General features: G+C 45.3%; 13 protein-coding genes and 1 pseudogene. 1 reads left to right on the top strand and 13 read right to left on the bottom strand.

Annotated features, from left to right (window positions below; genetic code table 11):
• Positions 1 to 123: 123 nt before the first annotated feature.
• The 12 genes and pseudogenes from PKH29_10915 to PKH29_10860 form a co-directional block, all read right to left on the bottom strand.
• Positions 124 to 729: a hypothetical protein gene (locus PKH29_10915; GenBank protein HNX15346.1), complete on the bottom strand. Its 606-nt coding sequence runs from the start codon at positions 727 to 729 to the stop codon at positions 124 to 126.
• A 55-nt stretch (positions 730 to 784) separates the two neighbouring features.
• Positions 785 to 2,005, bottom strand: coding sequence for a M14 family metallopeptidase (locus PKH29_10910; protein ID HNX15345.1), 1,221 nt, complete (start codon positions 2,003 to 2,005; stop codon positions 785 to 787).
• Between the two features lie 61 nt (positions 2,006 to 2,066).
• Positions 2,067 to 2,531: a hypothetical protein gene (locus PKH29_10905; protein ID HNX15344.1), complete on the bottom strand. Its 465-nt coding sequence runs from the start codon at positions 2,529 to 2,531 to the stop codon at positions 2,067 to 2,069.
• Between the two features lie 49 nt (positions 2,532 to 2,580).
• Positions 2,581 to 3,009 (bottom strand): DUF4279 domain-containing protein, encoded by a 429-nt coding sequence (locus tag PKH29_10900; GenBank protein HNX15343.1) that lies wholly within the window; start codon positions 3,007 to 3,009, stop codon positions 2,581 to 2,583.
• 59 nt (positions 3,010 to 3,068) lie between these two features.
• On the bottom strand, positions 3,069 to 3,899 hold the full coding sequence (locus tag PKH29_10895; GenBank protein HNX15342.1) for a tetratricopeptide repeat protein: 831 nt from the start codon (positions 3,897 to 3,899) through the stop codon (positions 3,069 to 3,071).
• Positions 3,900 to 4,112: 213 nt separating this feature from the next.
• Positions 4,113 to 4,454 (bottom strand): arsenate reductase family protein, encoded by a 342-nt coding sequence (locus tag PKH29_10890; GenBank protein ID HNX15341.1) that lies wholly within the window; start codon positions 4,452 to 4,454, stop codon positions 4,113 to 4,115.
• Between the two features lie 76 nt (positions 4,455 to 4,530).
• Positions 4,531 to 5,271 carry a hypothetical protein gene (locus PKH29_10885; GenBank protein HNX15340.1) on the bottom strand — a complete coding sequence of 247 codons (741 nt, stop codon included), beginning with the start codon at positions 5,269 to 5,271 and terminating at the stop codon, positions 4,531 to 4,533.
• Positions 5,272 to 5,330: 59 nt separating this feature from the next.
• Positions 5,331 to 6,059: pseudogene (locus PKH29_10880) on the bottom strand (DUF1295 domain-containing protein).
• A gap of 15 nt (positions 6,060 to 6,074) precedes the next feature.
• Entirely contained in the window at positions 6,075 to 6,407 is a 333-nt protein-coding gene (locus tag PKH29_10875) for a hypothetical protein (GenBank protein HNX15339.1), read from the bottom strand.
• Entirely contained in the window at positions 6,404 to 7,192 is a 789-nt protein-coding gene (locus PKH29_10870; protein ID HNX15338.1) for an SDR family NAD(P)-dependent oxidoreductase, read from the bottom strand. Before PKH29_10870 ends, PKH29_10875 begins: the two co-directional genes overlap by 4 nt.
• A gap of 231 nt (positions 7,193 to 7,423) precedes the next feature.
• A complete protein-coding gene (locus PKH29_10865; GenBank protein HNX15337.1) occupies positions 7,424 to 8,200 on the bottom strand; it encodes an aldolase/citrate lyase family protein in 777 nt (258 codons plus the stop codon).
• A 5-nt stretch (positions 8,201 to 8,205) separates the two neighbouring features.
• Complete coding sequence (locus PKH29_10860; GenBank protein HNX15336.1) at positions 8,206 to 9,273, bottom strand: sialidase family protein; 1,068 nt, start codon at positions 9,271 to 9,273, stop codon at positions 8,206 to 8,208.
• Between the two features lie 330 nt (positions 9,274 to 9,603).
• Between PKH29_10860 and PKH29_10855 the strand changes: the two genes are divergently transcribed.
• Positions 9,604 to 10,410 carry an AraC family transcriptional regulator gene (locus tag PKH29_10855; protein ID HNX15335.1) on the top strand — a complete coding sequence of 269 codons (807 nt, stop codon included), beginning with the start codon at positions 9,604 to 9,606 and terminating at the stop codon, positions 10,408 to 10,410.
• Between the two features lie 212 nt (positions 10,411 to 10,622).
• On the opposite strand, the gene PKH29_10850 is transcribed toward PKH29_10855, so the two are convergent.
• On the bottom strand, positions 10,623 to 10,802 hold a 180-nt coding region (locus PKH29_10850; protein ID HNX15334.1), incomplete at its 5' end, for an isochorismatase family protein.

Here is a 10,802-nt window from a genome sequence, read left to right as displayed (position 1 = left end):
CGTTCTCCCGTTTTTAGTTTTTTGCCGTTAAGTATGCCAAAAAGTTTTTCTAAAACAAATACCCGTTCTTTTTGCTCCCGAATCTGTCATTGATCTCGCGGATATTGGACACCATAAGATACGCTATGCTTTTATGCTGAACCAAACCAATGCGCCGCCGCGCTTGCTTGTTTCAACCCAAATGTCAAAGTCAATTTTTAAAATTTCCCCTTGATCCGCTATTTCAATAATTGGGCTGTAGTGCGAAGTGTCAGTTATAGTGACCCAGTGCCACGAGTCAAGATTTTTCACTGCGCCATTGCTGAGATTTAAAAAAGCAATCGGGCAGTCAGCGGCATTTGCCGAGAAAAAGAACTCACTGATGCTCTCGTGTGTCGGTCTGAGGGGTTTTTGTTTGTGTATTTCCAATACATGCGATTCCAGTTTTACACCATGCTTTGCTGCATATTCCAGTGCGCCTTTTGTAAATATGCCAGATTTATTAACGCCGCCGAATCCGGGGGTTATAAAGCAAAACATCTCGGTCATCAGCGCAAAAAAATCAGCTTTTTCGGACTTTCCCTCATCGCAGATGCCGTTAAATCTCGATTTTTGAATGTACCACATCATGTTTGACGCAACTGTTGCTCCGCAGCCGGACATACGCTGCCACTTTTTTTCAAACCAAAATTGTGTGCCGCCAATCATGGAAATATTCTCAGTTTTAATTGTTAACAGTTCTTTGTTCAAAATGTTTATCTCCAATCGTTTGCTTTAAATTGGTTGCAGAACTTTGATAGAAATATCATTCCGTCAGCCCTTTGATCAAATTCCACAAACCTTGATAGTGACGCTGCTGATAGAGTTCGATGACCTCTTTGGTGGTGTGATCGGTCAGACAGCACTTACCCTCCTCATCCCCCGAAAACTCCAGATCAAAGCAGGGGATGCCGTATTTGCGGTAGACATAGGCCGGCAAACTGCCGTCGTTGCAGATATACCCCGGATCGGCGCCGCAGGGCTTATTGCGAAACCCTGTTTTAAATAAATCTACTACCTTTCGGCAGGACTGCCGATAAGCGTCATCTTCTTTTGCACAAGAAGCGGTATAAAAAGAATCGTCACAGATGCTCGCAAGGCAATGAAACGAAAGAACGGCGCGGGGTTTTACCTCCTCGATAAAGCGAATGACCGCTTTGGTCTCCTCTTCGGAATTCGGAAACGGCCCCCGATAGGTCTGCCCGCCGTATTGCGAGGTATCGTAGCCGTAGGTGTAGTCCACCGTGTTCCAGTCCGCGTCAAAGTTGCGGTTGATGTCCACGCCGCAGGGGTTGGTGCGGATATACTGGGGTTCGCCCAGAACCAAGCGCTCTCTGCTGTCGGCGTTGACCGTAGGCAGCGCCGCAATACCGACTTTACGCAGTAACTCTGAGTCATTTTCAAGCAATTTTCGGAGCGCGGGTAATATGAGTTCCGGCCCGGATTCCCCGGCATGTATGGTTCCGATCAAAGCGATCGGATGATTGCTGTTCCCCGCAATCAGGCCTTTGAGCGACTTTTTCATCGTGGTGAACCCGTACTCTTTGACCGTGACAAGCCCTTGAAACTCCGCCGACAGCTGATTCATCGTGTTGTTGATTTTCTCATAAGGCCACCAGACCGCCTCATCCCGCACTTTGACAAAACAGGGGCCGAACGGCGGATGGGCGTCCCCAAATACACCGACCCAATAACAGTAAGTCATGCCGATCTGAACGGGTTCGTCCGTGTAGAAATACCGCCTTTTATAAAAGAGCTCCAGCGTGCCCCGATAGAGAACCTCGGCCTGCTCGATTTGCGTGGAGTCAAAGTATTCCTCATAATCCTGACCGAAGGCAAACTCCGGCTCCGGTTTGCGGTAGATTGTAAAAACCGTGTCCGCCGGCATGGATTTGTCGTGGTAGACCGGCGTCGACTGCCAAAACGAGAGCAGCACCGCCCCGCTCACGACCTTTGCGGTCAGTTGGTAAAACAATTTTCTCGGCATAGGATTCTCCTTTAAACAATGGTTTAAAACAAGGCCAAACGCTTTCTTGCATGTATTTTGCTTATTGATCTTTTAACCCTGTATATCCACCAAAGAGTTTCATCACATTTTTTATATCGCTGATAGCTGATTTCATAAATGTCTGATCCGTTGACATTTCAAAGTTCAACGCAGTGCTTACGGCCGGATCCTCTCGAAATGTTCCGCTTATCATTGCATGACCTAAACTCTTCATCTCTAAAGTGAATTCTAAGTCACGTTCATACAAATGCTTGTATTCCGCTTTGCCTTTCAAATTTTGATAACATGCCTCCAAACCCTCAAGGAATCTATAAAGCACTCCCGTGGCAAAATAAAAATTATCATATCGAACAAAGTAACACCCAATATTTATATTGAGAATTCCTTTAACATCATATCCGCCTTCGATTGATGTATTATCGGGATATCCCAACACTTCGGTAATGATTAATTCGATTTTTCCGTTATTTCCGTTCAGACAAAATGCTTTGATAGGCAAATCCATCATTTTACCTCATAAACAGTTTTCAAATAATCATTTAAAATCTCGTCGATTAGTCTTCGGAAGAATTAAAAACATACAGGTCAATGTCTAAATCTGTCTCTGTTTCATAACAAAACTTTATTACCTCTCTATTGGGGGCTAAACATGGATTGATGTCGTTCACATATATGGAAGGGACTATCTCAAGAGTAAAATTAACATCGTATTGTTTTTTGATTTTGCAGAGAATATCTGTTTTCGGTATTAAGTCTTGTATCGTTTTCATCATTTGATTTTCAACGTAAACATCATATTCATCACATCTTCCGTATTCCCACAAAGAAAAATTATAAACAGTTCCATTTTTACGTAAATCACCGCTACGCCAAAATTCCAAAGGGACTAATCCTATAATTCCGGTGACAACATCGGGATCGAAATCACCGGTAATCTTAAAATAAGTATAACAGCAGTTACGCCCATTCCTCCAGTCGTCCATTTTGCTTTCCTTTCTGTAACAAATTTTACTCGGTCATATATATAGGTTTCAAATCCATCCTACGGCTTAACTGGCGGTAATGCGGTTATGAGAGGTTTGCCGAGATATTCGCTGGCTCTTTGAGCGTAATAGGTGTCATTGCCGTTTTGCAGAACGTATTCAAAAGCCGACGCCGCTTTTTCGGGATCGCCCAAACGGACGTATAAATCGCCCAAGTAATACTTTGCTGAAACTTTCATAAGCAGCGTTTTGTCTTTGTCAAAGAGCATATTTAAATAATCTTCTGCGCCGTTATAATTTCCTCTTGCCACATTGATTACGACATTTCCGAAGCTGTACAATCGTTCGTACCGTACATAATATTTTGTATCCAGCTTGGGATTTTTTAATGCCTCATTCAAATTTTTCAACGTATTTTCTGCGTAATCCAATTCATTTGTTCTTATGTAATATACCGCAAGGTTATTAAAGAAGCATACAGTATGCGAAGCCCCGTCTTTTGTGTCCGGAATTCTGCTCACCATATCCAAAATCTGTTTGCCAGCCGCGAAATCTCCGCTTGACAAATAGCCTGCGCTCAAATTTAATAAAATATAACTTCTTAAGTAATTGATATTTTCTTTTTCTAATGCCTTTTCATAAAATGCAATGAAATCTTTGGTATTGCATTCATCGTTCAGCGTTGCGTTCATATTTTGGGTTAATTTTACTCCATATATATTGGCGATCATACCCGCAATAATCATCCAAACGGGAATTGCTATAATATAGAGCAACCCAATGGGATAATTATTCCAAATTAAAGCGGCAATCGGAATAATACCGAGCATTGTCAATACCCAATATAACGCATAGGACCTTTTAAATAATTTAAGCATATGTGTTTTCATATCTCCGTTCGATTAATAGATTTAGTTCCCAAATCCTAACAACTCCATTATAAATGTTTGGAGTAAAATGTCAATATACGGTGAAAACGCTCCTTTTTTCTCCCCATCTCGCGTGTTTATCACCGATACCACTGCGCCTGCGCCTGAACCATTTCGGGGTATACCCCGTTTTTCTGGATCAGTTTGTAAACAAGGTGACTCGAAGACATACCCTCACGCCCATGTTTTCCAAACCTCCGGCGCGTAGCCGACAGTCGCTTGCTTGCCGTTGCGGACGATTGGGGTTTTCAGGAGTACTTGATTTTCAAGGATTTTTTCTTCCTTTGCCTCCTTGGTCAGGTACTTATAAAGTGCCAATAAATCCTGATCCTTGCAGTTCTCGTCAACCAGCTTTTCATAACCGCCGACGGCAGCTTTCACACTGTTAAACTCACCGCGGCTCATGGGCTTTTCCTTCAGGTCAATGAATTGCACCTTGATTTTGCGCTCGCTGAAATACCGCTGCGCTTTCTTGGTATCAAAACATTTTGAGATCCCGAAAATCTGTATATTCATACGAACCTCCGTTTTATTACGTAATTAGTGTCAGTAGGACGGCAATCGGATGGAAGTCGCCGGTATAGAAACTCAATTACCTGATCACAACACTTCTGTCTTTAAAGAACGGATTTTTTCGAATCTCAAGAGAATAGAGATATGGGTATTCCGTGTGCAGATGCCTCATGTATTCAACCCATTGTATGAGTAGGGCTTTATATGCTCTTTTCAGATCATTTGAAATGTGCGCCATATCGGCGCTGCACCCCTCTTCGAATTCACTTCTTGCCGTTAATTCTTCCATCACATGAAAAACCGAAAGGAGCATATCCGTAAAAGTATCGTGCTCCAAAAGATTCGGGTTTTCAATGATTTTCATCAAAAAGTCTCTCTTGTTTTTCATCAGCTCTTTCAAAGTCCCCAGTTGCTTTGCGCTGCAATCAATTTGTATATCTGCATTCAGCAGGTATTTTACGGTCTTTGAAAAAACACTGTCAGACCAATCTGTCTGTACATCCAGCTTTGACCTGATCTCGTCACAGTTCTTGCTGAAGACGGCCAGATTCATCAGGATTTCTGTACCTGCTTCACTGAAAAACGCGTTAATCACCACGCTGATTTTTTTCAATCTCTCGGCTTTTTCACGGCTTTTCAGGTATTTGCCGAGTACGATCGTAACAATCGCGATCTGAAGCGGAAGGAAGGCGAGATCTTGAAACAGGTAGAATCCTGTGTCGCGGGGAGAATCAAAAATTATCATTTGAACGGCATATACAAGCACTGAAAGCAGTACCAGAATGATAACGATGATCAAATTTGAATTCGACTTTTTCATATTGCTTTCCTATCTTCCAAACACCCTTCGGTTTTCTTCCACACCTTGCTAATCCGTACTCAATAAATAAACGGAATGATCTTGTATTTCACCTTTTGGGTGTATTGATCCCAAAGGTCTCCGTATTTTTCTTTGCAAATCTTGTCGTCGTCGACTTGGCGAGAAAACATCAACCCGATGTAATACGCCGGATACAGCCATACCGGCCAAACCCCGATGTAACCGGCGGCAAGGGCGATCGCAAGCGCCTGAATGATCTCCCCAAAATAATTGATGTGGCGGCTTGCGCCCCAAAAACCGCTCGCAAGCAGGGTCTTGCTGCCGTTACTGAGCACCTCGGGGGTCATCCAAAGAAATTTTTTGTCGGGCTGCGTTTTAAAGTAATACTTTTGCATATTCGCGCCGCGTGTGAACACCCACCCAAAGAGGAAGAGTACGCCGAAGAGCGCGGTCAGCCACACGGGATGACCGGGATCGGGGAGGTTTGCAGTAAACCAAAGCGCAACCGCATAAAAATAGGGGTAAAACGCCAAACAGCCGAATCCCAATTTGAACCCGACCCGCTCGGCGATAAAATCGTATGTCCACAGATGCACTTTTTCAAAGATGAGATACTCAAAGCAAAACCAGGTCAGCATCGCGCAGCCGAGCAGGAACCCGTAGTTGATATTTTGCACGTTCAATACGTGATACGCCGCAAACGAAAGCACGTTCAGCTGGAGCATCACCGCGCCGATCAGATACAGCCACAGCTTTGCATCGACAAAGCCGCCTTTTAATTGCGGGTTTTTGACCCTGCCAAATCAAAGGTCCGCTAAGAACGATTTGCCCGTGGACGGATGTTTTAAAACCATGTAAAAAGAGTAAGTAAGCCCGATGATGACCCCGCCGATCAGACACAGCCAACGGTTGTCATACAGCCACGTGTAAGGGACAAAGTTAGTATACCCAAGCAGAAACCAAATTAGGATGCTTGTCCAAAGCACGAATTTTCCGTTGATCCGATAAGTCAAGACCTCGCCCGTCGTTTCGTTTTTGACATATCCCCTGACCTTTTTAGACGGGATGATAACGTGCAGCAGCGTGATGCCCGCGTAAACGATCAGCGGAGTCACCAACCCTAAAAATATCTTCATGACAATCCTCCCGTATTCTTCGACATGAGATTGATGGCGGCTTTTCGGCTCAAAATTCTGGAGAGCACAAAACGGCCGATTTTGTTCGTGACGCCGGGAATGATGATAGGCCCTCTGCCCAACGCGTTCAGCGTCTGCTCGGCGGCTTCGCTTGCTTCCATCGTACCCGGCGCCGGTTTGGCCTTTTCGGCCTGTTGATAACCGGGCGTCAGGATCGCGCCGGCACAGCAGGCAATCACATCAACACCGTGCGGTTTCAGCTCTTTCCAAAGGCCTTCGGCCAATATGGCGTTAAATGATTTTGTCGCCGCATAAGTCGCGAGGTTCGGGCTGCCCTGCCCTCCGGCGAGCGACGACATCAGCACAATGCCACCTCGTTTTTGTTGAATCATCGGCTCGGATAAGAGTTTTGTCAGCAGCAGCGGCGCTTTCACGTTCACGGCTGCGGCAAGCGCCAAACGATCTTCGCCGGTGTTTTCGAACAGGCCGATCGGAGCGTATGCGGCATTGTAAATTAACAACCCAATCGAAACATTCAAAGCGACGATCTGTTGTTTCACATTTTCAAAATCCGCCATATCCGCCGCAACGGCAATCACATCGATGTTATATGTATCTCTCAGCCGGGCCGCCGCAGCTTTGAGCCGCTCTTGCTGACGGGCAATTAAAACCAAGTTCAATCCCCGCTTTGCAATCGCCTCGGCATACGCAAAGCCCAATCCGTCGGAGCCGGCCGCGACCAACGCGTACGGCCCGTATTTTTCTTTGAATGGTGCGGTTTTCATCAAATTCACCTTGCCCTCACATCCCAAAAGGCTATGCGCTGCGGAAACCCACATATTTTAATTCAAAAACAATAAGAACTATCATGCGTTGATTATATAATATTTTTTTTATTATTACCATACTTTCCGGTAATTTCTTCTCTTCGCATCCCGCTTTTTAAATCGTTTCTGTTGCGGCTTCTATTTCTCCGCGGTCTCCGGTAATAAGGTCGTATCTTCTCAAATAAAAAATTATTTGCTTAACCGTTTAAGATCGCGAAGCAGATTCGACGCGCCGTCAAAAACATAACCGACATCATTGCCCGAAAAAATCATTTTTGCGCCGCGCTCAAGCCATTCGGACATAATATCCGGGTCGTAGCCGAGAGATACGCCAAATAATTTGCCGTGCCTGCGCATAACTTCTCCGATGCGGTCGTAAATCTGCGTCATATCCGGGTGATCGTATCGTCCGATGTGCCCGGCGGAGCCGGAGAGATCGTTCGGTCCGACAATGTATCCGTCGACCCCTTCAACCGCGGTTATTTCCTCGAGATTATTAACCGCATCGATATGTTCGATCTGCAAAAAACGCTGTGTCCTGCGGTATAAACGATCAACATAATCGGTCTTGTCAATGCCGCCGTAGTTGAGTGCGCGCAGCGGGCCGTAGCCGCGTTCTCCATTCGGCGGATATTCGCAGGCGGAAACGGCGGCGCGAGCTTCATCGGCGGTTCTGATATCCGGGAATATAATTCCGTCCGGCCCCATATCAAGCACAGGCTTTGCCAATACCTTTTCGTTCCACGGTATCCTGACTATCGCAGGCGTTCCGCCCGCGCGGGCTGCAATCAGATTGTTTTGCAGGCTCTCGATTCCGATTGCGGTATGCTCCATATCAATCCAAAGCAAATCGAATCCGATCTGCGCGAGACATTCAGTGAGCGGCGGAGCGCCGCAGAATACGTGTGTTCCGTAAAGGATTTCCCCGTTTGCCAACTTTTCATTTATCCGAAAAAGTCTGTCCATTTTCATTATCTTCTAATAATCTCAAGCGTTCTGTGCATCACGTCCACCTGAGAATTTTCCCCCGGCTTAGAGTCCGCGTTTGTACACATCTCGGAATACTGTATCAGCAGAAAATTTCTTCCGGCATCATTTAGCAGCAGATTGTTTGAATAGTAGCAGCCTCCGCTCTTATCACCTGCGAACGAAGCTTCGCTCCAGGTGCAGCCGTCAGTTGAAAAATAGAAAACAAAACCGTTTGCATTCTCTCCGCGTCCGTGCAGAACATAAACCCCATCAATCAGTGCGGTCTGAGGATTGCGGATTCCACGGTTCAGATAGCATGGCTCGACATTTTGCCATGTTTTTCCGAGGTCGGAACTTATAGCGTGGTCCATATGCCGTTCGTCGTTCACATTGTAGGCATAAGCGTGAAGAATACCGTTGCCGTCGCACAGAATCGAACCATAACCCCTGCCGATTCCGTCGATGGGAAGTTCGGTTTCGCAGAAATCCGCGCCGTTGTTTTCGCTGATAAATACGGAATACTTGTGCTTTGGTCCGCTTCCGATGAAATGCTCATTCTTGAATTCAAGAAAAATAACCTTGTCTCGGACAGTCAGAACGTCATAAATTCTGCCGGGATAAGGCGATACCTCAAACGGCTTTCCCCAGGTTTCACCGCCGTCGCGGCTGCAAACCGCCATCGGTGTTAGCCACGGCTCGCAGCAGACCGGTTCAAGCATCGTGTTTCGCAGACAAAAAGCCAAAATACTGCCGTCCCCGCAGGTTACCGCTTTCTCGACCGAAACGGTGAAAACACCGTCAAGGAACGCCTCACGTGAAAACGGAAGCACGCGGGGCTCGGAATAGGTTTTGCCGCAGTCTTCCGTTATGCGGTATTCGACAAATCCGTAGGCCGAGTGTCCGGCTGCGCGTACTGCGGAGCAGCTCGAGTTGAAATCGATGAATTTTCCCTCAGCAAATTCGGTCATCGCGTGCGTCATGTGTCCGCTTCTCCGACGGGCCAAGTTATCCACATAAACTTCCGGATCGGAGAGTCTGATTACGTAATCCTTATAATCAATACTTAACATAAATTATATCCCTTTCATATTTTGCCGCTTCTTTCGCAGAACCGGTCTGCGTGATTTTATTATAGCATCACAATCGCCTGATAATAATTAATAATCGGCAGTAATAATATAATAAATTGCACATTTGCACGATTGATGCGGTTGACACTATGACAATAAAATAGTTTAATATTATTGCGGCAATCAAGAATTTTACCGCAATAATACTGAAAATCGGGAGACTGAGATGTAATGGAGAGTAATATCAAAAATGTCATTTACATCAATTCTATAGAATTTGACGATATAACCGATAAATTCGATTATGCGGAATATAAAAACGCGGATTCCATGCTTACCGTCACGCACAGGTACGACGGAATAAGCGAGAAGCATCTGCAGAACTCCCTTCACGCGCACAGCTACTACGAATTTGAGCTTGTGTACGGAGGAATGGGTGTGCAAATTCTGAAGAAATCATCATTCAGTATGTCTCGCGGCTGCGCGTACCTCAGAACGCCGAACAACCTCCACACCACGCATCAGGACGAAAACAACAAGTTGAAATCGTACAATATACGCTTCTCGGTGGATTTTATACCAAAGGAGTTGGCAGCGAACCTCATGACGGAAGACAACGCTCTCTACGTAAAATTCGATGAAAATGAGCTTGACGCGCTGATTGAAAAAATCAAGTGTCTCGCCTCCGAAATCAAAAACTCGGATTTCTATTCTCCCTCCGTTCTTTCCGCTGTTTTCTGTGAAATATTAGTCGCTTTTATCCGCAAATATCATTTAACCGCCAACAGAAATTCAAGCTACAGCCGCCATGTGCAAAGCATAATAAATTATATAAACAGCAATTATCGTAAGAAACTCAGTGTAAGCGAGCTGGCTGGGATTTTTCATCTCAACCCGCATTACATGGGCAGTCTGTTTATTCGTGAAGCCGGACGAAGCATTTCGGAGTATATTCTCGAGCTGCGCTTGATTCTATCCGTTCAGCTTCTCATGAGTTCCTCCCTGTCAGTCAATGAAATTGCGTTCGAGTGTGGCTTTAACACGCCTGCCTATTTCATCGTCAAATTCCGAGAGCGATATGGAGCGCCGCCAAAAAAATACATGAACTTGTACTCTCGCCAAGCCCCAAAAAGCTAAAACATCTTTTTTATACACTCGCGAACCGCCGACATCTAAATCGCTCTGCTACAAGGGTTAAGGTTTGTTTCAATATGTTCTCACAAAACAAAAAATCACATGACGGGAACAAGGCGACCAGTAACCATGCAGGACGCACAACATTGATCGATAAACGGCAAAGCGGCGGGCGTTTTTCGCCCGCCGCGCAATGCGGTTCATATGGAAAGGACTTAAACTAAAAGGTCATTCAAACAAATAATTTTACTGCCCTGGCTTTCATAATAACGCAGCATTTCATCAATTTTCCGTTTATCATAACTGGTAATGCAATCCGACAGGACAGTAACGCCGTAATTCGCTTTGCACAAGTTGTAACAGGTTGATTTCACACAAGCGACGGCGTCTGCTCC

The organism is Oscillospiraceae bacterium, from assembly GCA_035353335.1.
Classification (GTDB): domain Bacteria; phylum Bacillota; class Clostridia; order Oscillospirales; family JAKOTC01; genus DAOPZJ01.
The sequence above is the reverse complement of the archived record's forward strand: the minus strand, read 5'-3'. Positions and strand labels throughout refer to the sequence as shown.

Coding starts and splice junctions, on each gene's coding strand:
- PKH29_10870 (HNX15338.1), bottom strand. CDS start 7,192: ATGAAAACCGCACCATTCAAAGAAAAATACGGGCCGTACGCGTTGGTC.
- PKH29_10910 (HNX15345.1), bottom strand. CDS start 2,005: ATGCCGAGAAAATTGTTTTACCAACTGACCGCAAAGGTCGTGAGCGGG.
- PKH29_10885 (HNX15340.1), bottom strand. CDS start 5,271: ATGAAAAAGTCGAATTCAAATTTGATCATCGTTATCATTCTGGTACTG.
- PKH29_10895 (HNX15342.1), bottom strand. CDS start 3,899: ATGAAAACACATATGCTTAAATTATTTAAAAGGTCCTATGCGTTATAT.
- PKH29_10890 (HNX15341.1), bottom strand. CDS start 4,454: ATGAATATACAGATTTTCGGGATCTCAAAATGTTTTGATACCAAGAAA.
- PKH29_10860 (HNX15336.1), bottom strand. CDS start 9,273: ATGTTAAGTATTGATTATAAGGATTACGTAATCAGACTCTCCGATCCG.
- PKH29_10900 (HNX15343.1), bottom strand. CDS start 3,009: ATGGACGACTGGAGGAATGGGCGTAACTGCTGTTATACTTATTTTAAG.
- PKH29_10865 (HNX15337.1), bottom strand. CDS start 8,200: ATGGACAGACTTTTTCGGATAAATGAAAAGTTGGCAAACGGGGAAATC.
- PKH29_10905 (HNX15344.1), bottom strand. CDS start 2,531: ATGGATTTGCCTATCAAAGCATTTTGTCTGAACGGAAATAACGGAAAA.
- PKH29_10855 (HNX15335.1), top strand. CDS start 9,604: ATGCTTACCGTCACGCACAGGTACGACGGAATAAGCGAGAAGCATCTG.
- PKH29_10875 (HNX15339.1), bottom strand. CDS start 6,407: ATGAAGATATTTTTAGGGTTGGTGACTCCGCTGATCGTTTACGCGGGC.